Source organism: Caulobacter sp. GW822-FHT01G02, assembly GCF_058802865.1.
This window is the reverse complement of the sequence record NZ_JBXAON010000006.1, coordinates 227,469-253,837: the sequence shown is the minus strand read 5'-3', so window position 1 is coordinate 253,837 and position 26,369 is coordinate 227,469. Positions and strand designations below refer to the sequence as shown.

17 protein-coding genes and 1 pseudogene are annotated in these 26,369 nt (G+C 67.5%); 9 read left to right on the top strand and 9 right to left on the bottom strand.

The window, feature by feature from the left end; all coding sequences use genetic code 11:
* Positions 1 to 14 precede the first annotated feature (14 nt).
* Positions 15 to 1,121, bottom strand: a complete 1,107-nt coding sequence (locus AC1RNC_RS18800; RefSeq protein WP_492887826.1) for a pectinesterase family protein — start codon at positions 1,119 to 1,121, stop codon at positions 15 to 17.
* 58 nt (positions 1,122 to 1,179) lie between these two features.
* On the bottom strand, positions 1,180 to 4,134 hold the full coding sequence (locus AC1RNC_RS18795; RefSeq protein WP_492887825.1) for a TonB-dependent receptor: 2,955 nt from the start codon (positions 4,132 to 4,134) through the stop codon (positions 1,180 to 1,182).
* Between the two features lie 246 nt (positions 4,135 to 4,380).
* On the opposite strand from AC1RNC_RS18795, the gene AC1RNC_RS18790 reads away from it, so the two are divergent.
* Genes AC1RNC_RS18790 through AC1RNC_RS18780 form a run of 3 tightly spaced genes read left to right on the top strand, consistent with a single transcriptional unit; the run spans position 4,381 to position 11,102 of the window.
* Complete coding sequence (locus AC1RNC_RS18790) at positions 4,381 to 6,636, top strand: glycoside hydrolase family 88 protein (RefSeq protein WP_492887824.1); 2,256 nt, start codon at positions 4,381 to 4,383, stop codon at positions 6,634 to 6,636.
* A 3-nt stretch (positions 6,637 to 6,639) separates the two neighbouring features.
* Positions 6,640 to 9,732: an alpha-L-rhamnosidase gene (locus AC1RNC_RS18785; RefSeq protein WP_492887823.1), complete on the top strand. Its 3,093-nt coding sequence runs from the start codon at positions 6,640 to 6,642 to the stop codon at positions 9,730 to 9,732.
* A gap of 8 nt (positions 9,733 to 9,740) precedes the next feature.
* Positions 9,741 to 11,102, top strand: coding sequence for a glycoside hydrolase family 28 protein (locus tag AC1RNC_RS18780; RefSeq protein WP_492887822.1), 1,362 nt, complete (start codon positions 9,741 to 9,743; stop codon positions 11,100 to 11,102).
* 35 nt (positions 11,103 to 11,137) lie between these two features.
* Here the strand turns inward: AC1RNC_RS18780 and AC1RNC_RS18775 are convergent.
* From AC1RNC_RS18775 to AC1RNC_RS18765, 3 genes and pseudogenes are all read right to left on the bottom strand, one after another.
* Positions 11,138 to 11,220, bottom strand: a pseudogene (locus tag AC1RNC_RS18775) (hypothetical protein); the annotation flags it as partial.
* Positions 11,217 to 12,554 (bottom strand): oligogalacturonate lyase family protein, encoded by a 1,338-nt coding sequence (locus AC1RNC_RS18770; RefSeq protein ID WP_492887821.1) that lies wholly within the window; start codon positions 12,552 to 12,554, stop codon positions 11,217 to 11,219. The pseudogene AC1RNC_RS18775 and the gene AC1RNC_RS18770, both read right to left, overlap by 4 nt.
* An 83-nt stretch (positions 12,555 to 12,637) precedes the next feature.
* The gene (locus AC1RNC_RS18765) at positions 12,638 to 15,349 is read right to left on the bottom strand and encodes a TonB-dependent receptor (RefSeq protein ID WP_492887820.1); all 2,712 of its coding nucleotides are present in this window, start codon (positions 15,347 to 15,349) and stop codon (positions 12,638 to 12,640) included.
* A 234-nt stretch (positions 15,350 to 15,583) separates the two neighbouring features.
* Between AC1RNC_RS18765 and AC1RNC_RS18760 the strand changes: the two genes are divergently transcribed.
* Entirely contained in the window at positions 15,584 to 16,966 is a 1,383-nt protein-coding gene (locus tag AC1RNC_RS18760) for a pectate lyase (protein ID WP_492887819.1), read from the top strand.
* A gap of 126 nt (positions 16,967 to 17,092) precedes the next feature.
* On the opposite strand, the gene AC1RNC_RS18755 is transcribed toward AC1RNC_RS18760, so the two are convergent.
* Genes AC1RNC_RS18755 through AC1RNC_RS18740 form a run of 4 tightly spaced genes read right to left on the bottom strand, consistent with a single transcriptional unit; the run spans position 17,093 to position 22,129 of the window.
* The gene (locus AC1RNC_RS18755; protein WP_492887818.1) at positions 17,093 to 19,363 is read right to left on the bottom strand and encodes a hypothetical protein; all 2,271 of its coding nucleotides are present in this window, start codon (positions 19,361 to 19,363) and stop codon (positions 17,093 to 17,095) included.
* 32 nt (positions 19,364 to 19,395) lie between these two features.
* A complete protein-coding gene (gene lldD / locus AC1RNC_RS18750) occupies positions 19,396 to 20,529 on the bottom strand; it encodes an FMN-dependent L-lactate dehydrogenase LldD (protein ID WP_492887817.1) in 1,134 nt (377 codons plus the stop codon).
* A 2-nt stretch (positions 20,530 to 20,531) separates the two neighbouring features.
* Positions 20,532 to 21,293 (bottom strand): L-rhamnose 1-dehydrogenase Lra1, encoded by a 762-nt coding sequence (gene lra1, locus AC1RNC_RS18745; RefSeq protein ID WP_492887816.1) that lies wholly within the window; start codon positions 21,291 to 21,293, stop codon positions 20,532 to 20,534.
* 32 nt (positions 21,294 to 21,325) lie between these two features.
* Positions 21,326 to 22,129 carry an IclR family transcriptional regulator gene (locus AC1RNC_RS18740; protein ID WP_125158772.1) on the bottom strand — a complete coding sequence of 268 codons (804 nt, stop codon included), beginning with the start codon at positions 22,127 to 22,129 and terminating at the stop codon, positions 21,326 to 21,328.
* 161 nt (positions 22,130 to 22,290) lie between these two features.
* On the opposite strand from AC1RNC_RS18740, the gene rhmD reads away from it, so the two are divergent.
* Genes rhmD through AC1RNC_RS18715 form a run of 5 tightly spaced genes read left to right on the top strand, consistent with a single transcriptional unit; the run spans position 22,291 to position 26,364 of the window.
* On the top strand, positions 22,291 to 23,469 hold the full coding sequence (gene rhmD / locus AC1RNC_RS18735; RefSeq protein ID WP_492887815.1) for an L-rhamnonate dehydratase: 1,179 nt from the start codon (positions 22,291 to 22,293) through the stop codon (positions 23,467 to 23,469).
* A gap of 21 nt (positions 23,470 to 23,490) precedes the next feature.
* Positions 23,491 to 24,354, top strand: a complete 864-nt coding sequence (locus AC1RNC_RS18730; protein WP_492887814.1) for a 2,4-didehydro-3-deoxy-L-rhamnonate hydrolase — start codon at positions 23,491 to 23,493, stop codon at positions 24,352 to 24,354.
* Positions 24,351 to 25,103: an SDR family NAD(P)-dependent oxidoreductase gene (locus tag AC1RNC_RS18725; RefSeq protein ID WP_492887813.1), complete on the top strand. Its 753-nt coding sequence runs from the start codon at positions 24,351 to 24,353 to the stop codon at positions 25,101 to 25,103. Before AC1RNC_RS18730 ends, AC1RNC_RS18725 begins: the two co-directional genes overlap by 4 nt.
* Positions 25,104 to 25,150: 47 nt before the next feature.
* Positions 25,151 to 26,050, top strand: a complete 900-nt coding sequence (locus tag AC1RNC_RS18720) for an amidohydrolase family protein (protein ID WP_492887812.1) — start codon at positions 25,151 to 25,153, stop codon at positions 26,048 to 26,050.
* Positions 26,050 to 26,364: an L-rhamnose mutarotase gene (locus tag AC1RNC_RS18715; protein ID WP_492887811.1), complete on the top strand. Its 315-nt coding sequence runs from the start codon at positions 26,050 to 26,052 to the stop codon at positions 26,362 to 26,364. The genes AC1RNC_RS18720 and AC1RNC_RS18715 overlap by 1 nt, the downstream gene beginning before the upstream one ends.
* Positions 26,365 to 26,369 lie beyond the last annotated feature (5 nt).

The window sequence follows — 26,369 nt, the reverse complement described above, 5'->3', positions numbered from 1 at the left end:
CATCGCTTCACTCCTCAAACCGGATTCCAGCCCGACATCAGCTTCGGGATCGTATAGTTGCGCGCCTCCGCGGCCGACAGCTGGCGGCGACGCTCGGAAGGCTTGCCCGCGCCCGGTCCCTTGCTGGCGTATTCGAACAGGCGCGCATCCTCGGGCTGGTACATGGCCCGCCGGCCGCCCTTCAGATTGTAGTGCATCGGATACCAGCCTTCGGGGACGATATGGTCGTCCATCCAGCAGCGGATGAAGGCGGCCTGCCCCACGGCGTCCGGGTTGCCATAGCGACCGTCCGGGAAGCTCATGGTGCGCCGCCAGGGCCGGCCCAGCGCCATCGTGCGCCTGGGCATGTCCGCATCGCGGGTCAGGCGACAGTCCAGGAAGACCAGACCGTAGGGCTGGCGGCGGTCGGTGTCCGGCGCGGCGATGAAGCCGTGGAAGTCCTTGCCCGGCCGGGTGCGCGAGCGGATCTCGCAATGGTCGAACACCGCCAAGCCCATGCCGTAGATGAAGTCTACGCAGCCGCTGACATAGCACTCGCGGAACACGCTGCGGCCTGCGTCCGCGAACAGGGTGTCCTGCCAGCCGGTCAGGGCCACGTCCTCGAAATAGGCCTTGTCCGAGCCTTGGCCCAGCTTCAGCGCCGTGGCTTGCGCCCCGCTGGCGCCGGTGCGGTCGTAGTCGACCTCGGGCGGCATGTGGCGCGGATAGTCGAAGTCGTTGGCGATGGTCATCCGCTTGGCCCGGAAGCCGGGCGCGGTGACGACCAGGGTGGCGATCTCGGCCGGACCGCCGGGACGACGGGCGCCGGCATAGTCGTCATGGACGATGGTGGTGGCCTGGCGGCCCTCGCCGATCAGCCAGACGTTCGGCTTGGTCACCGTCACCTTTTCGCGCCAGGTCCCAGCGGTCACGAGAATACGGAACGGTCGGTCGCCGACAGCCGGCGCGGCGTCCAGCGCCTCGGCGAGGGAGGCGTAGGTCTTGGTGACGCCACGGCTCCTTCCGTCCGTCGAGACGATGGCGTCGAAAGCTCCGCGGGAAGCGGCCAGGGCCGGGTTGGCGGCGAAAGCGGCCGCCAGGCCGGTCAGCACCAGCGACCGGCGATCGAAGAGATAGGACATGGGTCGCCCTCGCAAAGCGACACGGCGCGGCTCCGAAGAGCCGCGCCGTGCTTGAGGCTTAGAAGGTGTAGCGGAAGCCGGCGAAGAACTCGCGGCCGGTCTCGTGGTAGAATGACACCAGCTGGCTGCTGTCGTAGTACTGGTCCTGCTTCTCGTTGGTCAGGTTGACCGCCTCGAGCGTGAAGGCCAGGTTCTTGGTCCAGGTGTAGGTCAGCGAGGCGTCGAAGTTCAGCGTCGCCTTGGTGCCTTCGACGTCCGAACCGTTACGGCCCGGAATCTGGGTCAGATATTTGGAGCGATAGGCCGCCGAGATGCGGCTGCTGATCTTCTTGTTCTCGAAGTAGAGCGTGGCGTTGTAGCTGTCTTTCGAGAGGTTGGTCAGCGGGCCGATGGCCGCCACCGCGCCGGTCGAGGACAGGTAGGTCACGTTCGAGGTCACGTGGGTGTAGTTGCCCAGGAAGCCGAACTTGTCGAACGGCGCCGGCAGGAAGGTGAAGGGCTGCTGGTAGTTGATCTCGAAGCCCTTCAGCGGACCGCCGGGCGTGTTGACCGAGGTGCTGAACTGCCAGACCGGCAGGCTGGGCGAGCAACCCGGGGTGGTGCCGCAGGCCGCGACCGCCGCGCTGTCCGGCAGGCCGAACGGGTTCTGGTCGAAGGTCGACAGCGCCGAGGTGTAGCTCTGCACGAACGTCGAGATGTCCTTGTAGAAGTAGGCGAAGGACAATAGGCCGCCCGGCTGGAAGTACCACTCGACGGCGGCGTCGGCGGTCTTGGCGCGGTATGGATCCAGGAACGGGTTGCCCGACGTCACCGACTTGGTCGAACCCGTGCCGATGTTCACCCCCGGCGTCAGCGAGCCGAGGTTCGGCCGCGACATGACCTTGGCGGCGCCGAAGCGCAGCAGCAGATCTTCGCGCGGCTCGACGACGACGTTCATGGCCGGAAGCACGTCCGTGTAGGCGCGCGTGGCCGTCGTGGCCGAGATCGTCTGATAGTTCACGCCGTTGACGTTCGAGGGCACCACGCCATAGCCCAGCGCCTTCTGGCGGGTCTTCACATAGCGGACGCCGACATCGCCGCGCACCGGCACGCCGCCGACGTCGAACTTGAAGTCGCCCTGGACGTAGCCGGTCGTGTCCCACTCATCGATCGAGTAGTTGCTGCCCAGGCTGGGCTCGCGACCCAGGTTGTAGATGCCGCAGCCCTGGGTGAAGCACGAATTGCCGAACGGACTGACCCAGACCGTGCCCGGCGTGGTGGTGACCGTCTTGCCGTAGTTCACGTCGTCCATGTGCAGGGCCGCGAGGGCCTTGTTCAGGTCCGGCGTGATCCATGACGACACGTTGCCGGCCGGGATGTTCAGGCTCGAGAAGTCGATCGTCTCCGCATAGCTGAACCGCGGCACGGTCTTCAGGTCGGTCGAGCTGATCGGGTTGATGTTCGAGGTCGTGCCGTTCGAGCGGGCGAAGGCCGTGCTCTCGACGCCATAGGCCTTGTAGGACAGGCCGCCCTTCAGCTTGAAGGCGTCGCTGAAGTCATAGGCCAGGTCGAACTGGCCGGTCTTGTAGCTGTTGTCGACATAGCCCTGGACCATGCGGATCTCGGCCAGGGTCCAGGCGTCGGCGTTGACGGTGTCGCCGGAGCCGTACTTGATCACCGGATAGGCGTCGCCGGCGCTGTAGTCGAAGCTGTAGCCCTGGACGTTGTACTGGTCCCACTGGACCGTGTTCTGGACCGGGTTGGAGAAGGTCGACTTGGAGAAGCCGAGCACGCCCTTGGCCTTGAACTTGTCGGTGAACTGGTGCTCGCCAGCTAGGGTGAACTGGCGGAATTCGGTCTCCAGTTCGTCGTGGCGCTGCTCGGTCTTCAGATCGACATTGTTCCACGTTCCCTTGGTCATGACCGGGAAGTTCGAGCGCGGGCTGGTGATCGTATAGTCGACCACGTCGACCTGGTTGATACCGCACGAGGGCGCCGAGGTCGCCGTACAGGCGCCGGCGGTCTGGGGCGTGAAGGTCTCGAGGAAGTCCTCGTTACGCTCGCCCTTGAAGTCGGCGTACAGCACGTCGAACGAGACCGTGGTCTTGTCGTCCGGCGCCCATTGCAGCGACCCGGTCATGCCCAGGCGGTCCTGCTTGTTCTTGTACCAGTCGAAGCGCGGGATACGCGGGTGGACCGCGCCATTGGCCTCGGCGCAGGCGGCGGCGTTGGTGGCGCAGGTCACGCCCTTCACGCTGCGGAAGCCCGGCGCGGCGGCCGTGCCGGTTTGCCAGCGCACGGTGCTCGTGCCTTCGTCCAGCAGGTCGCGCTTGGAATAGGCGATGGAGAACAGAGCGCCGATGGTGTCGTCGCGCCAGGTGTTCGAGATCAAGGCCGCCACGCGCGGCGAGGCCTTCTTGGCCTGGTCGTTGTAGCCGTACTTGCCCGACACCGCGAAATTGAAGCCGCGCTTGTCGAACGGGTGGGCGGTGTTCAGGTCGACGGTCGCGCCCAGCGAGCCCTCTTCCGTCTCGGCCGAGGCGGTCTTCTGCACCGTGATGCGGTTGAAGAGATCCGAGGCGAAGACGTTGAAGTCGAACGAGCGGCTGCGGTTGGTGCCGCCCGAGGCGTCGGTGCCGCCCGAAGTGGTCAGGGCTTCCATGCCGTTGATGCGCACGCGGGTGAACTGGGCGCCGAGGCCGCGGACCGAGATCTGGCGGCCCTCCCCGGCGTCACGCGAGATCGCGACGCCTGGGATGCGCTGGATGGATTCGGACAGGTTCAGGTCCGGGAACTTGGCCATATCTTCGGCGTAGATCGCGTCGACCGCGGCCGCCGAGGAGCGCTTGACGTTCAGGGCCTGCTGCAGGCTGTTGCGAAAGCCGGTGACCACCACCGCCTCGACCGTGTCATCAGCCGCGGGAGCCGTAGCGGCCTGCTGCGCCTGGGCGGCGCCCGCGGCTAGCATGACGGCCAGACCCGCGGCGCCGGTCAGAAGGCGATCACGCAGGGCAAAACTCTTGGATGAAGCCATTATCTCGTACCCTCCCAGGTTTGGTGTTCTTGATGACACCGGTATCATTGTCTTCACATGCTGCGATCGGTTTCCATTTTTTGCAAGCCCACAAGCGCAATAATGGGCGGGTGCGCCTATGGTGCGACACCGGTGGCGCCGACCGCCGCTCCCGGTAGACAACCTTTCAAAATCTGACATTCTATTCCAAATAATGAACGTCGCTGACCCCATGAGTGTCGGCGCGCCGAGGAATCGCCAGTGCCCATGACCCCGCGTTCGAAGCCCCTCCGTCAGGCCGGCATGGCCGCCCTGCTGTGCGCCACGGCCTTGTGCGCCGTCGGAGCGCCGGCCCTTGGCGCGCCGAAGCGCCCAGCGGCCGTCGCCACGCAACTGCCCGCTCCGGCCGAGGTGCTGGCGGTGCTGAACCGGGCCAACAAGGCTCAGATCGACGCCATGCGGGCCGAGCCGATCCCTGTCTCCACCGGCGGCGCGGTGCGTGAAATGTCCTCGAACTGGGTGTCGGCGACCTACTATGTCGGCGCCGCGCGCCTGGCGCGGGCGACCGGCGACGTCGAGACGCTGAAGTTCCTGACCGACGCGGCCGAGCACTACAACTACGCCCTGCGCGGCGCGAAGAACGGCAAGGCCATGCTGAACGCCGACGAGATGGCGATCGGCGACCTCTATGAGGAGCTCTACGCCCGTCGCGGCCAGGAGGGCGTGATCATGCCCCTGCGCCAGCGCCTGGACTGGGCCCTGCCGCACCTGGCCCGCCAGCCGATCCCCGAGCACCTGGTCTGGTGGTGGAGCGACGCGCTGTTCATGGCCCCGCCCGTGCTGGCGCGGATGAGCGCGCAGACCGGCGACAAGAAGTATCTCGACGCCATGGACAAGCAGTGGTGGCGCACCTTCGCGCGCCTCTACAGCCCGGACGACAGCCTCTATTTCCGCGACGAGCGCTTCATCGAGCGTCGCGACGAGCAGGGCCGAAAGCTCTTCTGGTCGCGCGGCAACGGCTGGGTGATGGCCGGGACCGCCCGGGTGCTGGAATCGATGCCGTCCGACTACATCTCGCGGCCCCGCTATGTCGCCATCTTCCAGGCCATGGCCAGGCGGGTTGCAGGCCTGCAGCGCGCCGACGGCCTGTGGGCGTCCAGCCTGATGCAGCCGGAGAAGTTCCCCGAGGCCGAGACCTCGGGCTCGTCGTTCTTCGTCTACGCCCTGGCCTGGGGGATCAATCACGGGATCCTGGACCGCGCGACCTATCAGCCCGTGGTCGTGAAGGGCTGGACCGGTCTGCAAAAGCAGGTGCTGCCCAGCGGCATGATCGGGGCGGTGCAGAAGACCGGCGACCAGCCGGTGCCGACGGCCGCGAACGACATCGGTCCCTACGGCACGGGCGCCTTCCTGCTGGCCGGGCTGGAGGTGATGAACCTCGGCAAGCCCGTCACCGCCCTGCCCCTGGCAGAACCTTCGCGGGACGCCGCAGACTTCGTGGCCGCCTCGACGCCCGTGCCGCCCGTGCCGCGCACGGTGCGTGGTCCAGAAGAGGAAGCGCGCCACGCCGCCGAGATGAAGGCCGTCGCCGCCCTCGCCTACGATCCGGCCATCGAGGGTCCGGGCCTCGCGCCCGCCCAGGTTCCCCCCGCCGCGCCAGGTCAGCCGACGCCGCCGAAGATGATCTACCGCATGGCCCCGCCGCCGGCCGGCCAGGACAAGCCGCGCGCCACCGTCCGCTACGCGCCCGAGCGCTATGACGACATCCTGTGGGAGAACGACCGCACGGCCCACCGCATCTACGGTCCGGCCCTGGAGCAGTTCGAGCCCCCCTCGACCTCGGGGATCGACGCCTGGGGCAAGAGCGTCCGCTACCCGTTCATGACCCGCCAACTGCGCACCGGCGACCAGCACGCCTATCACGGCGAAGGCATCGACTATTACAACGTCGGGACCTTCCGCGGCGCGGGCGGCCTGGGCGTCTGGGACGGCGGCAAGCTTTGGGTGTCGCGCAACTGGAAGGACTACAAGATTCTGAAGGACGGCCCCGACGCGGCGTCGTTCAAGGTCAGCTACGCGCCCTGGAAGGTCGCGGAAAAGCGCGAGGTCTGGGAAAGCCGCACCTTCACCCTTCCGATGGGCACGAACTTCACGCGGATGGTCTCGACCTTCGGCTCGAACGCCAAGGGGCCGATCACAGTGGCCTTGGGGATCACCAAGAGGCCGACCGCCAAACAGGCCGGTGACCTGCGCGCCGACAAGGCCAAGGGCGTGTTCTCGTTCTGGGATGTCACCGATCCCGACAAGGGCACGATGGGCGTGGCCCTGCTGGTCGATCCCAAGCAGATCGTCGGGGTGACCGAGACCGACAGCGACTGGCTGGTGCTGGTCAAGGTCGAGCCGGGCAAGCCCTTCGTCTACTATATGGGCGCGGCCTGGGACAAAGGCCTCGACTTCCATTCGCGCGCCGAGTGGGAAACCTACGTCTTCGCGCAGAAGCCCGACTTCAACCCGAGCCGCTAGGCGATGGATCGCCGCCAGTTCCTGGCCGTCGCGGGCGCAGGCGCGAGCCTGCCCCCCGGCGCGGCCAAGGCCGCACCGAGCACGGCCCGGATCGCCGCGCCGCGCGTCGACCAGATCGAGAGCCTGCTGGGCCTCGACAATCCGAGGCCGCGCTTCTCGTGGACGATCGAGGCGGTTGGCGCGCGCGACGTGAAGCAGAGCGCCCACCGGATCCGCGTCGCCGCCAGCCGCACGTCGCTGACCAGTGGTCCGTTCCTGTGGGACAGCGGCAAGGTCGCGTCCGACGCCACCTTCGACATCGCCTATGCCGGCCCGGCCCTGGCCTCCCGCCAACGCCTCTGGTGGCGCGTCGAGGCGTGGGACGGCGCGGGCAAGCCGATCCGCGCTTCAACGCCCGCGTGGTTCGAGATGGGCCTGCTGGAGCCCTGGTCCGCCGGTTGGCTGGAGGCCGAGACTCCGGCCATGCGCGAACAGCGCCTGGAGGGGATGCGCTGGGTCTGGGGTGAGACCGACGACGCCAAACCCCGCAGATTCCGCTGGCGCTTCGACATGCCGGCGGACGCGGTCTCGGCCGTCGTCAGCGTCTGCGCCAAGGACAGCCTGAATGGCCTGTGGGTCGACGGCGCGAACCTGATCAAGCCGGGCGATCGCACCGCCTGGGGCCAGGGCCCGAGCTTCGCCCTGCCCCGTCTGGCGCCTGGTCCGCATGTGCTGGCGGTCGAGGTCGGCCTGCGGCTGGACGAGCCGCGCCCCGTGCTGGGCGGCGCCCTGGCCGCGCGGTTGACCCTCACCAACGCCGACGGTTCGGTGACGCGGATCCACGCCAAGGACGGCTGGCGCACGACGCTCAACGCGCCCGATGGTTGGCGCGAGACGAGCTTCGATGACATGGCCTGGCCGGCGGCTATTCCGGCGCGAACGATCCCGTCCTGCCATCCCTGGGTCACCGGCCCAGCCGTGCGCCTGCGCAGGGCCTTCCGGCTGGAGAAGCCCGTCGCCAGCGCCCGCCTCTACGTCACCGCCCTGGGCGGCTACGAGGCTCGGCTGAATGGTAAGAAGGTCGGCGACCGACTGCTGACGCCAGAGTCCACGGACTTCCGCAGCCGCGCCCTCAGCCAGGCCTATGACGTCACCGACCTGGTGAAGGCCGGCGACAACGTCCTGGGCGCCCTGGTCGCCGACGGCTGGTTCGGCAGCCCGTTCGGGTTCCTGGACCTGCGCTACGCCTTCGGCCCACCGCCCCGCCGGTTCTCGGGGGTGCTGGAAGTGACTCACCCCGACGGCTCGACGACCCGCATCGCCACCGACGGCGACAACTGGAAACTGGCCCCTTCGGCCGTGCTGAAGGCCGAGATCTATGACGGCGAGACCCACGATGCGCGCCTGGACGAGACAGGGTGGGACGCACCGGGCTTCGATGACCGCGCCTGGACCTCGGCGCGCAAAGGCGAGGCGCCGCCGGTTCATGTCGCCACCCAGCCTGGTCCCGGCATCCGCGCGATCCAGATCCTGAAGCCGACCGCGACCACCACGCCCAAGCCCGGCGTCCGCATCGTCGACTTTGGCCAGAACTTTTCCGGCTGGTGCCGCATCCGCGCGAAGGGCGCGACCGGCGACACGGTCATCCTGCGCCACGCCGAGGCGCTCAAGCCGGACGGGACGCTGAACACGACCTCCAACCGCCGGGCGCTGCAGACCGACACCTACGTTCTTAAGGGCGATCCGGCTGGCGAGACCTGGGAGCCGCGCTTCACCTTCCATGGCTTCCGCTATGTCGAGGTCACGGGACCGCTGACCGAGATCGAGGGTGTCGTCCTGCACAGTGACGCGGCCCTGACCGGCGCGGCGCGCATCGACCATCCGCTGGCGCAGTCGATCGTCAACAACACCCTGTGGAGCCAGCGCGGCAACTTCCTCGGCATCCCCACCGACTGCCCGCAGCGCGACGAGCGCATGGGCTGGACCGGCGACGCCCAGATCTTCTGGGATGCGGCGGCCTTCAACATGGCCCTCGACGCCTTCACCCGCCGGTTCATGGGCGACATACGGGCCGGCCAGGCGCCGACCGGCGAGATGCCCGACACCGCGCCCTTCTGGGCCCTGGGCCAGAACACCCCCGGCTGGGCCGACGCGGCGGTGATCCTGCCCTGGACGGTCTGGCGGCGTTGCGGCGACACCGGCGTCATCGGCGAAAACTGGGACGCCATGGACCGCTGGAGCCGGCGGCTGCTGACCCTCAATCCCGACCACGTCTGGCGCAAGGCGCGGGGCATGGACTACGGCGACTGGCTGTCGGTCGACGCCAGGAGCCGCTCGGACGTCACCACGCCCAAGGAATTGGTCTCGACCGCCTATTGGGCGCACTCGACCGACCTGCTAGCCCAGATGGCCAAGGCCACCGGCCGCGATGTGGACGCCGCCCGCCTGACCGCCCTGCGCGCCAAGATCGGCCAGGCCTTCGCCCGCGAGTTCGTGCGCCCCGACGGCGGGGTCGGCAACGACAGCCAGACCAGCCACATCCTGGCCCTGCGCTTTGGCCTTGTCCCGCCAGCCCTGCGCCAGGCCTCGGCCGATCGCCTCGCCGCCGACATCCGCCGGCGCGGGACCAAGCTGTCGACCGGCTTCATCGGCACGCCCTACATCCTCGACGCCCTGGCCGACCACGGCCACGCCGATCTGGCCCATGGCCTGCTGCTGCAGACCGACCTGCCCTCGTGGGGCTACCAGGTCGGCCAGGGCGCGACGACGGTGTTCGAGCGCTGGGACGGGCTGAAGGACGGCGTCGTCACGGGCTCGCTGAACCACTACGCCTTCGGCGCGGTCTGCGGTTTCATCTGGCGACGGATCATCGGCATCGACGCCCTGGAGCCCGGCTTCCGCCGCATCGCCATCCGTCCGCTGTTCGACCCGCGCCTGCCCGGCGCTGGCGGCGACTACGAGTCCGTGGTCGGCCGCATCTCCAGCGCCTGGAAACGCACGGCCGAGGGCGTCCGACTGGACGTCGCCATCCCGCCCAACACCACCGCTCGCGTCGAATTGCCGTCTCGCGCCGTCGAGATCGGCTCGGGCGCGCACACCTTCACCTTCAGCGCCTGAGGCTTTCCATGCAGAGACGCGCCCTCCTTCAGCTCGGCCTCGTCGCCGCCTCCGCGCCCACCCTGGCGCTGGCCGCCAGCAAGGCGATCCTGGCCAACGACCACGGCGCGGTCGGCGACGGCAAGACGCTGAACACCAACGCCATCCAGGCCGCCATCGACGAGGCCGCCAAGACCGGCGCGACGGTCGCGCTGAAACCCGGCGTCTATCGCACGGGCTCGATCTTCCTGAAGTCAGGCGTCACCCTGCGGCTCGATAAGGGCGTCACCCTGCTGGGCTCCACGAATCTGGCCGACTATCCCGAGCTGCCGACCCGCGTGGCGGGCGTCGAGCTGACCTGGCCGGCGGCGCTGATCAATGTCTACAAGCAGAAGAACGTCCGCATCGTCGGCGACGGGACGGTCGACGGCGACGGCAAGGTGTTCTGGGACAGCTACTGGGCCCTGCGCCGCAAGTACGACCCCAAGGGCCTGCGCTGGGCCGCCGACTACGACTGCAAGCGCCCGCGCCTGATCCAGATCTTCGACAGCCAAGAGATCGAACTGGCCGGGCCGCGTCTGCGCCGCGCCGGCTTCTGGACGGTGCACGTCTGCTATTCGCACGACATCCACATCGCCGACCTGGAGATCCGCAATAACGAGGGCGGCCGCGGCCCCTCGACCGACGGCGTCGACATCGACTCCTCGCACGATGTGCTGGTCGAACGGGTCGACGTGGCCTGCAACGACGACGCCCTGTGCATCAAGGCCGGACGCGACGCCGACGGTCTGCGGGTGGCGCGGCCGACCCGCGACATCGTCATCCGCGACTGCGTGATCCGCGACGCCTCGGCCGGCATCACCTTCGGCAGCGAGACCTCGGGCGGCTTCCACGACATCAAGGTCTCGGGCCTGAAGGTGCATCATCCCACGCCCGTCGGCATCCTGTTCAAGTCGGCCCACACGCGCGGCGGGACGATCTCGAACATCGACATCAGCGACATGCATCTGCAGGACGTGCCGACCGTCTTCCGCGTCAACCTGAACTGGAACCCGTCCTACAGCTACGCCGAGATCCCGGCGGGCATGACGGACGTCCCGCCCTACTGGAAGGTCATGACCCAGCCTGTTCCGCGCGCGCAGGGCCTGTGCCGCCTGAGCGATGTGCGGGTCAGCAAGGTCAGGTCGGTCGGCGCCAAGACCGCCTTCGAAGTCGCCGCCTTCGCCGAGGCCCCGCTGGAGCGCTTCGCGTTCGAGGATCTGGATCTCGACGTCCAGGCCGCGGGCAAGATCGCCGACGCCAAGGACTGGCGCTTCACCCGCTGCCGGATCGACACCCTGGACGGCAAGAAGCCCGAGGTGGTCGAGTCCTCGGGCGTGGTGGGGCTGTAGCTATTCTTGTCATCCCGGAAGCCTCGTAGAGGCTATCCGGGACCCAGGGGCCAGCGCAGTGCGGTCGTCTCCCTGGGTCCCGGCTCTCCGCTTCGCTGCGGCCGGGATGACAAGCTATGCGGACTTGGCCACCTCGACCGCATACACATGGTTCGCGCCGTGCATATTCGAGGTGAAGACGATCCACTTCTGGTCCGGCGTGAAGGTCAGGTTCGGCTCCAGGCGATAGTCGTGGGCCGACATGTCGACGAGGCGCTCGGAGGCCATCTTCTCCGGCGTGATCAGGTCGTCGGTGTAGTACTGGGTCGCCGCGTCGCGCGGGGTCTCCGGCTTGAAGACGTAGATCCACTTGCCGTCCGGCGCATGGGCGACCATGTCGGCGTCGCCGCCGTCGCCCGCGAACAGCGTCCCGTCGGCCGAGACGTTGTAGTGCACCGACCACTCGTTCTGCTCGACCCGGCGCCATAGGCGCTTGCCGGTGGCGATCTCGTAGCCGCCGATCCAGAACACCTGGCCGCGCGGGGTCTGCAGGTCGTACCAGATCCACTTGCCGTCGGCGCCGAAGAACTCGTGGCCGGCGATCTCGAAGTTCATGGTCCGGGTGTGGATCTTGGTCAGGGCCGAGCCGTCGGTGCGGATGGTCCAGATGCGATCCACGCGATGCCAGGGTCCCTCGTGGCAGAACATCACCAGAGTCGGGTCGGTCGGCGAGAACTGGGCGTGACCCAGCCACTTGTCCGAGGCGTGGACGATCTTGCGCTCGCCGGTCTTCAGGTCGAGCGTGAAGATCTCCATCGGCGTCGGCGTCTCGAAGCGCTCGGTCATCCGCACGCCCTTGGCCTTGGCGAAGGACAGCGGCTTGCCGTCCGGGCCGTTGGCCGCGTACTCGGCCTGGCCGAAGCGCTTGCGGTCGTCAGCGGTGTTGGGCTGCAGCGGCTTGCCGCCGTACGTGACGACGCCCAGCAGCAGGGTCTCGTCGGCGTTGATCGAGACGATCTGGCCCTGGGCCAGCTTGCCCACGACCTTGGCCCTGCCGCTGTCGATATCGAGCGCATAGATCGTCTTGGCGCGGTCCACCGGCTGGCCTTCGCCCGGCGCGGTGACCGCGTAGTAGAGCCGCCGCGACGCGCGGGCGAAGAACAGCAGGTCGGCGTCCTTGCTCTTGGCCAGCGGCGTCAGCTTGAAGGTCTTCAGGTCCACGAGGGCGATGCCCGCTGGCGTGGTGATCGCCAGCTTGTCGCCCTGTGGCGTGTAGCCATTCTGGTGGAAATAGAGGTTCTTGCTGCCCCCCTCCTCCGACAGCCGCACGATGCGGTGGCCGGTCTTGGGGTCGATCCAGTCCTTGGGCGGATTGCCGATCGGCGCCGGCGGCGCGGCGGGGGTCTGGTCGGCGAGAGCCGGCGTAGCAAGGGCGGCAGCGGCCAGGCCCAGGATGCTTCTGCGATCGATCACGTCGAATGCTCCAAAAAAGATGGGCCTGGGGCGGGGAAAGGACCGCCCCAGGCCCTAGGAGGAGGCCGGGAAAGAGGAAGCGGTCAGTAGGTCCAGCGGACGCCGAGCAGGATCTCGCGGCCAGTGTGACGGTAGTCGCTGATCCGGTTGGCGGTGTCGACATAGGCGTCGGTGAACTTGTCGCCCAGGTTGATGCCTTCCAGGGTGATGACGAAGTTGTCCCGCAGCTTGTAGCTCGACGAGAAGTCGTAATACGTGCTGCCGTGGGTGCCGCCCATGTTGTTGCCGTTCGAGCCCGGGAAGGCCGTCAAGAACTTCGACCGCTTCGCCAGCGAGGTGCGGGCGCTGAACTTGCCGCGCTCGAAGTAGATCGTGGCGTTGGCCGTGGTCTTCGACTGCCCGGTCAGGGTGTTGTACTTCGGCGCGGCCTTGGTGCCGTAGTTCACCTCGGAGTCGACATAGGTGAAGTTGCCGATGAAGCCGAAGCCGCGCAGGGCGTCGGGCAGGAAGTTGAACGGCTGCTGGTACTGGAACTCGACGCCCTTCAGCCAGCCGCCGTCGCCGTTGTAGGGACGGGTCACGTCGAAGATGTCGGAGCCCACGGCCCCGGCGCTGGTGATGATGCTCTCCGGCAAGCCCAGCGTGTTGTAGACGGCGCGGCTGGTCTGGCTGGCGATGAAGCTGTCGATCTTCTTGTAGAAGAAGGCCACCGAAAGCAGCGATTCCGGCGCGAAATACCATTCGGCCGCCAGGTCGAAGTTGGTGGCGCGGAACGGCTCCAGGTCCGGGTTGCCGAAGTTCACCGTCCGCGTCGTGGCGCTGACCGAACCGCCCGGGGTCAGGCTGCCCAGGGTCGGACGGGCCATGACCTTGGCGATGCCGCCACGCAGGATGAAGTTGTCGCGGGGCTCCAACGTGATGTTCATCGACGGCAGAACGTCCGTGTAGTCGTTCTTCATCGTGACGTAGTTGGTGTTGGTGTTGACGAAGCCGCCGGCCGTCACCTTGGTGTGGGCCACGCGGAAGCCGAAGTCCGAGCGCAGCGGCATGCCGCCGAAGATGGTGGCGTCGACCACCGCCTGGCCGAAGCCGCTCAGGTCGTCCTCGGACACGTCGCGGGTGTCCCCCGTCTGCACGATCAGCGGATAGCTGAGCAGCTTGGTGTAGGCGACGGCCTTGTCGATGTCGGCCACCACGTAGCTGCGGTCGCCGCCCGGGAACGGGAAGTCGCGGCCGAACGAGACGACTTTCGAGAACGCGCCGACGCCGACGATCTGGTTGGCGCCGGTCAGGGTCTGGTTGCGGCTCGCGTCGCGATATTTGACGACGTACTGCTGGGCGTCGACGCCGCCCCGCAGCTTCAGGTGCTCGTCGACGTCGAACTCCAGCGCGCCGTTGACGGTGCGCACGATGTTCAGCGCCGTGCTCTCGCGCGAGCGCATCTCGGTCAGGGTGAAGTTGGCCGGATTGGCGACATCGAAGCCGTAGGTGATGATCGGCGTGCGGTCGTTGGCGCGGGCGTCGTAGACGTAGCCGTTGACGTCGTTGCGATCGAGCTGGAACGAGATCTGCTCGGGCATGCGGTAGTCGGAATTGGCCACGCCGACGCGCATGTTGCCGCGCAGGCGGTCGGTGAACTCATACTTCCCGCTGAAGGTGACCTGGGTGAAGGTCGTGTGGTCGCGCTGGGCGCCGTTCTCCGAGCGGACATCGACCTTGTCGAACACGCCGTAGGTGAAGGTGTTGCGGTCGTTGAGCGCGTAGTCGCGGACGATGGTCGCGCCCACGCCGGCGGCATTCGAACGGCTGAACGAGATGGCTTCGAGGTTTGGGCTTTCGGTGAACTGGTTCAGGTCCGAATAGAGGACGTCCAGCGACAGCTCCGACTTCGGGTTCGGGCGCCACTGGGTCGAGAAGGTGATCCCCAGGCGCTTGGAGTCGAGCAGCGAGCCGGTGTAGCGCGGGATGCGCGGATAGAAGGCGTTCTGCACCTTGGCCAGTTCTTCCGGCGTCGCGCACTTGGAGCAGCTGGCGAAGTTGTCCGTGGCGTCGGCGCCTTGCCAGCGCGTGGTGTTGAACCCCTCGGCCACCGGCTGGCGCTTCGAATAGGCCACCGAGGCCAGGACGCCGAAGGTCTGGTCGGGATTGGACCAGCTCAGCAGGCCCGCGACGCGTGGCAGGATGCGGTCGGTGATGCTGTTCAGGCTGCCCTCGGCCGAGGCGGCGGCCTTGAAGCCCCTGTAGTCGAACGGGCGACCGCTCTGCAGGTCGACCGTGGCGCCCAGCGAGCCTTCCGAGATGTCGGCCGATTGGGTCTTGCGCACCGTGATGCTGTTGAACAGCTCCGAGGCGAAAACGTTGAAATCGAAGCCGCGGCTGCGGTTGCCGCCGCCCGTGGCGATGGCCTCGACGCCGTTGATGCGGACGCGGGTGAAGTCGGCGTTCAGGCCGCGGACGGTGATCTGGTGGCCTTCGCCCCCGACGCGGTCGATGGTCACGCCCGGCAGGCGCTGGATGGCTTCGGCCAGGTTCTGGTCCGGGAAGGCGGCGATGTCCTCGGCCAGGATCGCGTCGACGGCGCCGATGCTGGTGCGCTTCACGCCCAGGGCCTTGCTCAGGCTGGATCGGTAGCCGGTGACGACGATCTGCTCGACTTCGGAGGCCCCTTCGGCGGCGGGGGCGCTTTGCGGCGCGGCAGCCACGGCGTCCTGAGCATGCGCGCTGGCGGCGGCAAGCAGCGAAACGGCCAAAGCGCCGCTGGCCATCAGTCGTTTGCGGAATGTGGTCGAGGTCATGTTCGCTCCCCTCAACCGGTTTGACACCGGTATCGTTTGACGCTCCACAAAATATCAAAATGTGGAACTATTGCTCATACCTTGCAACACATCGCGAAAACCTGCAACTCTGGTATTACCAATCCGATGCGTTTTCAGAGCATCCGGCCAACTAGGTGAAACGAGGAAACGACCATGAACTGGCAAAAGGCGTTTGTTTTTGCTGGCCTTCTGGCTGGAGTTACCAATTCGGTTATGGCGGCCGAAGTGGTGAGGCCGCTGGCGTTTCCGGGCGCGGAGGGCTTTGGCCGGTTCGCCGAAGGCGGCCGTGGCGGCAAGGTGATCAAGGTCACCAACCTGAATGACTCAGGCCCCGGCTCCCTGCGCGCCGCCGTCGAGGCCGACGGTCCCTGCATCGTGGTCTTCGACGTCGGCGGCGTGATCCGCCTGAAGAGCGACCTGAAGATCGCCAACGACCACATCACCATCGCCGGCCAGACGGCGCCGGGCTATGGCGTCACCCTGCGCGACGCCCAGTTCCTGATCCACGCCAACCACGTGATCGTCCGCTACCTGCACGTCCGCGTCGGCGATGTGGCCGGCAAGGAGTACGATTCGATCTCGCTGGGCGGCGGCTCTGACATCATCCTCGACCACATCTCGTCGGGTTGGTCGATCGACGAGAGCCTGTCGGTCACCCAGAAGGTCACGCCCGACGTCAAGCACCTGACCAATGTCACGATCCAGTGGTCGCTGATCGCCGAAAGCCTGAACCACTCGATCCACGAGAAGGGCGAGCACGGCTATGGCAGCCTGATCCAGGGCTCGTTCGGCGCCAAGTACAGCTTCCACCACAATCTGTGGGCCCACCACGAGGCGCGGATGCCCCGCATCGGCAACTATGCCGGCGCAAAGGACGACGCCGAGGGCATCACCTTGGATTTCCGCAACAACGTCTTCTACAACTGGGGCCAGGGCGCCACGACGGACTTCTACAACTGGGAGCCGGGTGTCAGTCGCGGCTACTCGATGGACCCGTTCTACGGCCGTCCCGACAACGCCTCGAAGTTCGCCGCGGGCGAGGATCTCAACACCAACTCGACCACCCACTCCAACTTCGTGGGCAACTACTACATCCAGGGCGCCAACACCGGCGGTCCGCTGGCCCTCTACATCCGCAACAAGAGCGGCCTGACCCACTTCGCCGGCAACTACATGGACGACAAGCTGGTCGCCGATCAGAAGGCCCTGGTCCTGGCCTCGTCCAACGCGCCGGGCGAGCACGTGGTCGACACGCCCTTCCCGTTCAGCGCCGTCGTCACCCAGAGCGCGCCCGACGCCTACAAGGCTGTGCTGGCCAAGGCCGGCGCCTCGCGCAAGCGCGACCCGATCGACGCCCGCGTGATCAAGAGCGTGATCGACCGCACCGGCAAGATCATCAACAGCCAGAAAGAGGTCGGCGGCTGGTTCGAAGCCGCCTCGACCGCCGCGCCGAAGGACACCGATGGCGACGGCATGCCCGACGCCTGGGAGACGGCCCACAAGCTGAACCCGAAGGACGCCTCGGACGCGGCCAAGGATCGCGATGGCGACGGCTATACGAACATCGAAGAGTATGTGAACGGGCTGGTTCGCTAGCCAAAGCGCTTGTCATCCCGGAAGCCTCGCAGAGGCTGTCCGGGACCCAGGGGGTGCGTGAACGCTGTGCGGGCCGCCCCTGGGTCCCGGACAAGCGCTCCGCGCTTTCCGGGATGACAAGTTAGCTTAAGGCAACGCCTTGAAGCCCTCGGCCTTCACCGTCCATTGGCCGTCCTTCGGGAAGCCCGGCGTCGGTCCCTTCGAGCCGTCCCAGCCGCCCGCCATCATCGCCACGGCCGCCAGCAGCGAGCCGTTCGACGGGAAGTAGGTCTCGGCCGCGCGGCGATAGCCCGGGCCGTCCGGTCCCACCGCCTCGCCCGCCGGCACGATCTGGCCGCCCGACACCACGGTCGTGGGCACGAAGGCCTGGGCGTGTTCGTCCTGGTGTACGCGCGGCGTCATGCCCGAGACGCCGAACTTGTTGTTCTTGGCCTCGTAGAACAGCCAGTCGACGGCCTTGTCCGGCTCGCCCAGGCGCGCGGCGGTCATGGCCACCATCGGATAGTCCCAGCCCCAGGTCTGGCGCAGGTCCCAGTCGGTCTCGACGGCGCGCAGCGTGCGCCGCATGGTCTCCGGGTCGGCCTTCCCCGGGATCAGGCCGTAGGCCATCAGGAACGAGGGGTGGTCGCGGTTCATGCACTTGGGATCGACGGCGTGCTTGGAGCAGGCGGCGCTCTTGGCCACGTCCCAGAAGTCCGGCACGGACTCGGCCGGCAGATAGAGGCCGTCCTTGGTCGCCAGCGGGGCAAGACCCTTGATCACCGCGTCCCATTCGGGCTTGCGCTTCAGCCCGGCGCGGGTGCGCCACTGCTGCGCCGTCTCCAGGCCCCAGCGGTAGTATTCCAGCTCGAAGGCCGGGTTGAAGGTGGTCAGCGGGTCGTAGTTCTCCTGCACCGGAATGATCGGCGGCCCCAGGATGAAACGGCCTTTGTCGTCCTTGTGCGGGAAACTGGCCAGCAGGTCGGCGGTCTCGGAAACCAGTTGGCCGTACTTGGCCAGGGTCGCCCTGGTCGGCTTGTCGCGCCAGATCAGCTCGGACATCCAGATCGGATGCGGCTGCTGCCACATGATGAACGGCGAGACCTTGCTGGGACTGTCGACGCCGTCGGGCCCGACCATCTTGGGCCACCAGGCGCCCTTCAGGCCGTGACTGGCGGCGCGGGCCTTGGCGTCCTTCAGGTGGCTCATATACCAGGGCAAGCTGCGCTCCAGGTATTCGGGCTTGTTCCAGAGCGCGAAGTGGCCCGCGTGCCAGGCGTGCATCTCGAGATGGAACTTGCCGTTCCAGCTGTTGGAGAACAGCCCCTCCTCCTGCGGCGGGACCTCGCCGGCGCCGTTCAGGGCCATCAGGTACTGCGACAGCACCACGCGTCGCTCCAGCTCGGCCGCGCGCGGGTCGGTGCTGCCCGAGAAGTCGACGGCCGCGCCCTGCGTCCAATAGGACTTCCAGTGCGCCCGCGTGGCCTGGTCGGCGACGGTGACCGTCGGCAGTTGCTTCGGCAGTGGCGCACGCGAGAAGGCCACCTCCAGCCCCAGCGTCCGCCCCTTGGCCTTGGGTGCGACGACGAAGGCGTGCGGGCCGGCGGCGGTGAAGTCGACCGCGCGGTCGGCCTGTAGGGCGGCGACATATCGGGTCTCGTCCAGCCGACGCGAGACGTCCAGGCGGGTCGTCCCTTCCCCGGTCACCTTGGTGGTGTGCAGCTCGGGGTGCTCCCAATCCGACGGATCGGGATTGAGGGTCTTGGAGACGCCGGGGAACTTCACCGACAGCTTCAGGCGGCCTTGCTCAACCAGGGTCGAGTCGACGTCGACCACGATCATATCCAGCGTCGGATGCACGCGCGTCCGCACCGTCACGGTCTCGCCGTCATAGGTGAAGCGGCTGGTCAGCACGCCGCTCCACAGATCCAGCGTCTGCTCGGTCTGCTTCAGGTCCGCGAACTTGGCGGGCTTGCCGGCCTTGTCGCGCAGGTCCAGGGCCACGCGGCCCAGCGAGAAGCGGTGCGGGTTCTCGCGCAGCCACAGCAGGGCCGGCCGCTTTTCGCCCTCGTTCCAGTCGGCCATGTAGGCGTAGGGCTGCTTCGTCCCGCGCACGTCGATCGGAACGGTCCCGTCGGCATAGGTGTAGTGGTTCGGATTGGGGAAGGCGTGCCAGGCCCACTGGGCCTCGGTCAGCAGCGGCGCGATCTTGCTGTAGGCCTCTGGGAAGGTCTGCAGGCCGGTTATGTCGGCGGTGAAGCCGATCTGGCCGTTGCCGACCATCAGCGGTGACGAGGGATCGACGGTCGTGAGCTTGACGTCATGCCGGCTGACCAGGGCGTGGCGGTCGATCGGCTGGCCGAAGGCGGATGTGGAGAGGCACACGGCCGCGAGGCCGGCCATCAGAACGCGCTTCATCGTTTACTCCCAATCGTCTTTTTGGCGTGGCTCTAGGCCAGGATCGAACGGTCGATCTCGGCCACGCTGTTGACCCCGGTCAGGGCCATGGCCACGCGCATTTCCTTCTCGAAGAGGTCGAGCAGTTGGGTCACGCCACTCTCGCCGCGGGCGGCCAGGGCGTAGACCCAGGCCCGGCCCAGCAGCACGCCATGCGCGCCCAGGGCCAGCATCCGCACGACGTCGAGGCCCGAGCGCACGCCGCTGTCGGCCAGCACCGTCAACCGGTCGCCCACCGCCTCGGCGATGGCCGGCAAGGCTCGGGCCGAGGACAGCACGCCATCCAGCTGCCGGCCGCCGTGGTTGGAGACCACGATGCCGTCCGCGCCGATATCGGCGGCGGCCTTGGCGTCCTCGGGATCCAGCACGCCCTTGATGACCAGCGGGCCCTTCCAGACCTCGCGGATCCACTCCAGGTCCTTCCACTGGATGGACGGGTCGAAGTTCGCCCCCAGCCAGCCCATGAAATCTTCCAGCCCCGAGTTCGCGCCCAACACCGGTGCGACGTTACCCAGAGTGTGGGGACGGCCCATGACACCGACGTCCCAGGCCCAGTCGGGCTTGAACACCGCCTGCATGATACGGCGGGCGGCGGCGTTGGGACCGCTCATGCCGGAGTGGGCGTCACGATAGCGGGCGCCGGGCACGGGCATGTCGACCGTGAACACCAGGGTCGTCGCCCCCGCCCCCGCCGCGCGGGCCAGCAAGTCGCGCATGAAGGCCCGGTCGCGCAGCACATAGAGCTGGAACCAGATCGGCGCGCTGGAGGCCCTGGCCACCTCGTCAACGTCGCAGACGCCGACGGTCGACAGGCAGAACGGCACGCCCTTCTTGGCCGCCGCGCGGGCGGCCTGGCACTCGCCCCGCCGGGCGTACATGCCCGTCAGGCCGACGGGCGCCAGGGCGATCGGCATGGCCTGCTCGACGCCGAACAGGTTGGCCTTGGTCGAGACCCGCGAGACGTCCTTCAGCACTCGCTGGCGCAGCGACAGATCCGCCAGGTCGGCGACGTTGCGCGCCAGGGTCCGCTCGGCATAGGCGCCGCCGTCGATATAGTCGAACAGGAACCGCGGCAGGCGACGACGCGCCGCCTCCCGGAAGTCCGTGGTCGAGGAGACGATGGTCATCGCTACTGCAGGTTCACGAAGGCGCCGCCGTCGACCAGCAGGGCCGCGCCGGTAACGTACTTGGCCAGGTCCGAGGCCAGGAACACGATCGGGCCGGCCAAGTCGTCGGGTTCGCCCAGACGGCCCAGCGGAATGCGGCCGGCCATGTAGTCGCGCTTCTTCTGGTCGGCGAGATCTTCCCTGTTGATCGCCGTCTCGATCGTACCCGGCAGCACCGCGTTGCAGCGGATGCCGTAGGGACCCAGCGCGATGGCGGTCGACTGCATCAGCGAGTTCACGCCGGCCTTGGTCGGGGTGTAGTGCGTCTGCATGCCGCCGCCGACCAGGGCGCTAATCGAGCTAACGGCGATGATCGCGCCGCCGTGGCCCTGCTTGACCATCTGGTTGGCCGCGGCCTGGACCATGTAGTAGGCGCCATGCAGATTGACCCGCATGGTCCGTTCCATGACCTCGGCCGGCATGTCGAGGAAGGTGTGGAAGGGGCAGATGCCGGCGTTGTTGACGAAGACGTCGACCTTGCCGAACGCCTCGACCGCCGCCTGGACGAAGGCCGGCGCGGAAGCGGCCTCGGCCACGTCGCCCTTCACGGCGATCGCGCGACGACCCAGCGCCTCGATCTCGCGCACCGCGTCCGCAGCGCCCGCCTCGTCCGAGTGGTAGTTGATCGCGACGTCTGCCCCGTGCTGGGCGCAGCCGATGGCCGCGGCCTTGCCGATGCCCCCAGAGGCGCCGGTGACCAGCACAACCTTGTCCTTCAACAGCATAGGCTTCCTTCCCGGGGTTGGCCCGTTACTCGTTACTTCTTGCGCGCGGACCGCTCACTCCAGCCCAGCTCGCGGCTGATGGCGTCGGCAGTGTTGCGGACGTCGTCCGACAGCGCCTCCATCCGGGCGTCGTCCATGTACTGGGCGGCGCTGGAGAGGCTGATGGCGCCCACCGTCTTGCCGTCGACGCCCCGGATGGGCGCGGCAACGCAGCGGATCTGATCTTCGTTCTCTTCAAGGTCGAAGGCGCGGCCGGCGGCGGCGTAGCCGCGCATGCGCTCCAGCCAGACCGGCAGGCCGAGCGCGCGCGGACCGGTCTCGGCCGTGAACAGCTGCTTCCAGCGCTCTTCGCCAAGATCGAGGATCAGCGCCTTGCCCAGGCCAGTCGACGACAGCGGCTGACGCTCGCCGATGCGCGAGCCGATCTCGACCCGCCGGCGGCCCGGCACCTTGTCCAGATAGAGGGCCAGGTCGCCTTCCAGCACGCCGAGGTGGACGGTGTCGCTGGTCGCGTTGGACAGCTGTTCCAGGTACGGGCGCGCGACCTGCGGCAGGTGCATCTGCTCCCGAGCGGCGTAGCCCAGTTCCAGCAGCTTCGGCCCCAGCGCATAGCCCTCGCGCGGACGGAAGGTCAGCATCCGCCGATCGACCAGGGCGGCCGCCAGGCGGTGCGTGGTGCTGCGGGTCAGGCCCAGCGTCTCGGCCAGTTCGGTCAGGGCGATGGGACCGTTGGCGACGGCTTCGATCACGTCCAGGCCGCGCAAAAGGGTCTGGCTGCCCGACGGCTTTCCGTCCCCATCCGCATCGCCGCGCTTGATTGACGCCTCTTGTTCCATTCTCTAGACATACCTCTCACATTGTGAAAGTCCACTCCTTCGGACCTTCATTTTGGACGTCAGTTTGCAGATCACGGCCGTGAATAGCCAGAGCGTTCCCGAAATATGGGACTAGCGTGCATTCGGGCGAAATCAGAGCCTGCCTCGGGGAGTCGACGCCGATGAGTTTTCCGAAGATCCGCGCCGTGCGGGCCTATGTCGTCCGGGGCGGCGGGGCCGACTATCACGACCAGGGTGACGGCCACTGGATCGACGATCACATCGCCACGCCGATGTCGCGTTACCCGGAATATCGCCAGAGCCGCCAGAGCTTCGGCATCAACGTGCTGGGCACGCTGGTCGTGGAGATCGAGGCCGCCGACGGCACGATCGGCTTCGCGGTGACCACCGGCGGCGAGCCGGCCGCCTACATCGTCGAGAAGCACCTGGCCCGCTTCCTGGAAGGCCGCGATCCGACCGAGGTCGAGAAGATCTGGGACCAGATGTACTTCTCCACCCAGTACTACGGCCGCAAGGGCCTGGTCGTGAACGCCCTCTCCGGCGTCGACCTGGCGCTGTGGGACTTGCTGGGCAAGCTGCGCCAGGAGCCGGTCTACCACCTGCTGGGCGGCAAGGTCCGTGACGAGCTGACCTTCTACGCCACGGGCGCGCGCCCGGACCTGGCCAAACAGATGGGCTTTATCGGCGGCAAGATGCCCCTGCACCACGGCCCGGCCGAGGGCGAGGAAGGGCTGCGCAAGAACCTCGAAGAGCTGGCCACGATGCGCGAGCGCTGCGGCGAGGACTTCTGGCTGATGTTCGACTGCTGGATGGCGCTGGACCTGAACTACGCCACCAAGCTGGCCCACAAGGCCCACGAGTACGGCCTCAAGTGGATCGAGGAAGCCCTGAGCCCCGACGACTACTGGGGCTATCGCGACCTGAAGAAGAACGCGCCCAAGGGCATGCTGGTCACTACCGGCGAGCACGAAGCCACCCGCTGGGGCTTCCGCATGCTGCTGGAGATGGAGTGCTGCGACATCATCCAGCCCGACGTGGGCTGGTGCGGCGGCATGACCGAGATCATCAAGATCTCGAACCTGGCCGACAGCCGCGGCGTGCTCTGCATCCCGCATGGCTCCAGCGTCTACAGCTATCACTTCGTCATCACGCGCCATAACAGCCCGTTCGCCGAGTTCCTGATGATGGCCCCGAAGGCCGACGAGGTGGTGCCGATGTTCCACCCGCAGCTGATCGGCGAGCCCGTGCCGGTGAATGGCAAGCTCAAGCTCTCCGACGCGCCCGGCTTCGGCGTCGAACTCAATCGCGAGGTCGGCTTGCACCGTCCTTACGCCCGCTGATCCTCTCGAAAGCGTAGACCCATGAAACTGCTTCGCTACGGCCCCAAGGGCTCCGAAAAACCCGGCCTGCTCGACGCCGAGGGCCAGATCCGCGACCTGTCGGGCCACGTCGCCGACATCACCGGCGCCCAGCTGTCGCCGGCCAGCCTGAAGGCCCTGGCCGCCATCGACCCGGCCTCGCTGCCGCTGGTCGAGGGCTCACCCCGTTACGGTGTGCCGGTTAACGGCGTTTCCAAGTTCATCGCCGTGGGCCTGAACTTCGCCGACCACGCCGCCGAGTCGAACCTGCCGATCCCCGAAGAGCCTGTGTTGTTCACCAAGGCCGTCAGCTGCCTGACCGGCCCGAACGATCCGGTGACGATCCCCAAGGGCTCGCTGAAGACCGACTGGGAAGTCGAGCTGGGCGTCGTGATCGGCACGCGGGCGCGCTATGTCAGCGAAGCCGAGGCCCTGGACCATGTGGCCGGCTACGTCCTGATCAACGACGTCTCCGAGCGCGCCTTCCAGATCGAGCGCGGCGGCACCTGGGACAAGGGCAAGGGTTGCGACACCTTCGGCCCGGTCGGCCCGTGGATGGTCACCTCGGACGAGGTCGGCGACCCGCAGAACCTCGGCATGTGGCTGGACGTCAACGGCCAGCGCAAGCAGGACGGCTCGTCCAAGACCATGATCTTCCCGATCAGCAAGCTCGTTTCGTACATTAGCGAGTTCATGACGCTGGAGCCGGGCGACCTGATCACCACCGGCACCCCGCCCGGCGTCGGCATGGGCCAGAAGCCCGAGCCTATCTACCTGAAGGCCGGCGACGTCATGCGCCTGGGCATCGAGAAGCTGGGTGAACAACAGCAAACCGTCGTGGCCTGGACCCAGGAAGGCGTCGCGTGAGCGCTCCCTACGCCAATCGTTTCGCGGGCCGCACCGCCGTCATCACCGGCGGCGCCTCGGGCCTAGGCAAGGCCGTCGCCGCCCGCATCGTCGCCGAGGGCGGCAAGGTCGCCCTTTGGGACCTGGACGCCGCGAACCTGGAAGCCGCCGCCCTCGAAATCGGCGCCAGTCACACCGTGCCCCTGGACGTCTCCGATCAGGCCGCCGTCGCGGCGGCCGCCAAGGCCTCGAACGCGGCCCTCGGCAAGATCGACATCCTCGTCGCCTCGGCCGGCATCACCGGCGCCACCGTTCCGGTGCACGAGTTCCCGGTCGACAGCTGGAAGCGGGTGATCGACATCAACCTGAACGGCATCTTCTACTGCTGCCGCGAGACGGTGCCGTACATGCTGGCCAACGGCTATGGCCGGATCGTCAATGTCGCCTCCGTGGCCGGCAAGGAAGGCAATCCCAACGCCAGCGCCTATTCGGCGTCGAAAGCCGGGGTGATCGGCCTGACCAAGTCGCTGGGCAAGGAGCTGGCCACCAAGGGCGTGATCGCCAACGCCCTCACCCCCGCCACCTTCGAAAGCCCGATCCTGGAGCAGTTGCCCAAGAGCCAGGTCGACTACATGCGCGGCAAGATCCCGATGGGCCGGTTGGGCGAGGTCCACGAGAGCGCGGCCATGGTCTGCTTCATGGCCAGCGAGGAGTGCAGCTTCACGACCGCCGCGACCTTCGACACCTCCGGCGGCCGGACCACCTTCTGATCGCCGCGCGACCCGGAACGCCGGGCGCGAGTTAGGAGAGGACACCCATGGGCGCCCTGCCCTTTGTCGATGCGCACATCCACCTGTGGGACCTGGAGCGCATCCGCTATCCCTGGCTGACGCCGCCGTTCGACGACAACGGCCCGAACGGCAGCGTCGAGGCGATCGCGCACGCCTATCTGCTGGACGACTACCTGGCCGACGCCAAGGCCTGGAACGTCGTCGGGGCGGTGCATGTGGACGCGGGCGCGGAAGGCGCCTCGGCGCTGGACGAGACCCGCTGGCTGCAGGCGCTGTCGGACGAGCGCGGCCTGCCCAGCGGCCTCGTCGCCTTCGCCGCCCTGGACGCGCCGGATGTCGAGGGGCTGCTGGAGGCTCACGCCGCCCATCGCAGCGTTCGGGGTGTCCGCCACATCGTCAACTGGCACGCCGATCCCCGGCGCACCTACACGCCGCGCGACGTGACCGGCGATCCAGCCTGGCGCGCGGGCTTTGGCCTGCTTTCCAAATACGGCCTGTCCTTCGACCTTCAGTGCTATCCCGGGCAGATGCTGGGCCTGGTCGACCTGTTCGCCGGCCATCCCGACACGCCGGTGATGATCAACCACGCCGGCATGCCCGTGGACGCCGACAAAGCCGAATGGCGCGAGGGCATGAAGGCCCTGGCCGCCCTGCCCCATGTCTCGACCAAGCTGTCGGGCTTCGGCTTCGTCCACCGTCAGTGGACGGAAGAGCAGATCCGGCCCCTCATTCTCGAAGCCATCGAGATCTTCGGGACCGATCGCTGCATGTTCGCCAGCGATGTGCCGACCGACAAGCTGTTCGGCAGCCTGGACAGGCACCTGACCGCCTATGCCGCCATCACCGCCGGCTTCAGCGAGAACGAGCGCCGCGACCTGTTCGGCCGCAACGCCAACCGCCTCTACCGCCTGGGGCTGGACCTCTGATGCGCAAGATCGCCACCCGCATGAGGCTGAAACCCGGCCGGCTGGGCGAGTACCGCCGCCGGCACGACGCCCTGTGGCCGGAGCTGGCGGAGTTGCTGAAAAGCTGCGGGATCTCCGACTATTCGATCCACCACGATCCCGAGACGAACGCCCTGTTCGCCGTGATGTGGTGCGCCACGCCCGAGAGACTCGACGACCTGCCCGCCCATCCGGTGATGCGGCGCTGGTGGGAAGCCATGGCGCCGCTGATGGAAGTCAATCCGGACAAATCGCCGGTCAGCGTGCCGCTGGACACCCTGTTCCACCTCGCATGACACAC

Excerpts from the sequence above, each read along its gene's own strand:
- AC1RNC_RS18790 (WP_492887824.1), top strand. The coding sequence starts at position 4,381 with ATGACCCCGCGTTCGAAGCCCCTCCGTCAGGCCGGCATGGCCGCCCTG.
- AC1RNC_RS18780 (WP_492887822.1), top strand. The coding sequence starts at position 9,741 with ATGCAGAGACGCGCCCTCCTTCAGCTCGGCCTCGTCGCCGCCTCCGCG.
- AC1RNC_RS18730 (WP_492887814.1), top strand. The coding sequence starts at position 23,491 with ATGAAACTGCTTCGCTACGGCCCCAAGGGCTCCGAAAAACCCGGCCTG.
- AC1RNC_RS18715 (WP_492887811.1), top strand. The coding sequence starts at position 26,050 with ATGCGCAAGATCGCCACCCGCATGAGGCTGAAACCCGGCCGGCTGGGC.
- AC1RNC_RS18760 (WP_492887819.1), top strand. The coding sequence starts at position 15,584 with ATGGCGGCCGAAGTGGTGAGGCCGCTGGCGTTTCCGGGCGCGGAGGGC.
- AC1RNC_RS18765 (WP_492887820.1), bottom strand. The coding sequence starts at position 15,349 with ATGACCTCGACCACATTCCGCAAACGACTGATGGCCAGCGGCGCTTTG.
- AC1RNC_RS18785 (WP_492887823.1), top strand. The coding sequence starts at position 6,640 with ATGGATCGCCGCCAGTTCCTGGCCGTCGCGGGCGCAGGCGCGAGCCTG.
- AC1RNC_RS18800 (WP_492887826.1), bottom strand. The coding sequence starts at position 1,121 with ATGTCCTATCTCTTCGATCGCCGGTCGCTGGTGCTGACCGGCCTGGCG.
- AC1RNC_RS18755 (WP_492887818.1), bottom strand. The coding sequence starts at position 19,363 with ATGAAGCGCGTTCTGATGGCCGGCCTCGCGGCCGTGTGCCTCTCCACA.
- lra1 (WP_492887816.1), bottom strand. The coding sequence starts at position 21,293 with ATGCTGTTGAAGGACAAGGTTGTGCTGGTCACCGGCGCCTCTGGGGGC.
- rhmD (WP_492887815.1), top strand. The coding sequence starts at position 22,291 with ATGAGTTTTCCGAAGATCCGCGCCGTGCGGGCCTATGTCGTCCGGGGC.
- lldD (WP_492887817.1), bottom strand. The coding sequence starts at position 20,529 with ATGACCATCGTCTCCTCGACCACGGACTTCCGGGAGGCGGCGCGTCGT.
- AC1RNC_RS18740 (WP_125158772.1), bottom strand. The coding sequence starts at position 22,129 with ATGGAACAAGAGGCGTCAATCAAGCGCGGCGATGCGGATGGGGACGGA.
- AC1RNC_RS18720 (WP_492887812.1), top strand. The coding sequence starts at position 25,151 with ATGGGCGCCCTGCCCTTTGTCGATGCGCACATCCACCTGTGGGACCTG.
- AC1RNC_RS18795 (WP_492887825.1), bottom strand. The coding sequence starts at position 4,134 with ATGGCTTCATCCAAGAGTTTTGCCCTGCGTGATCGCCTTCTGACCGGC.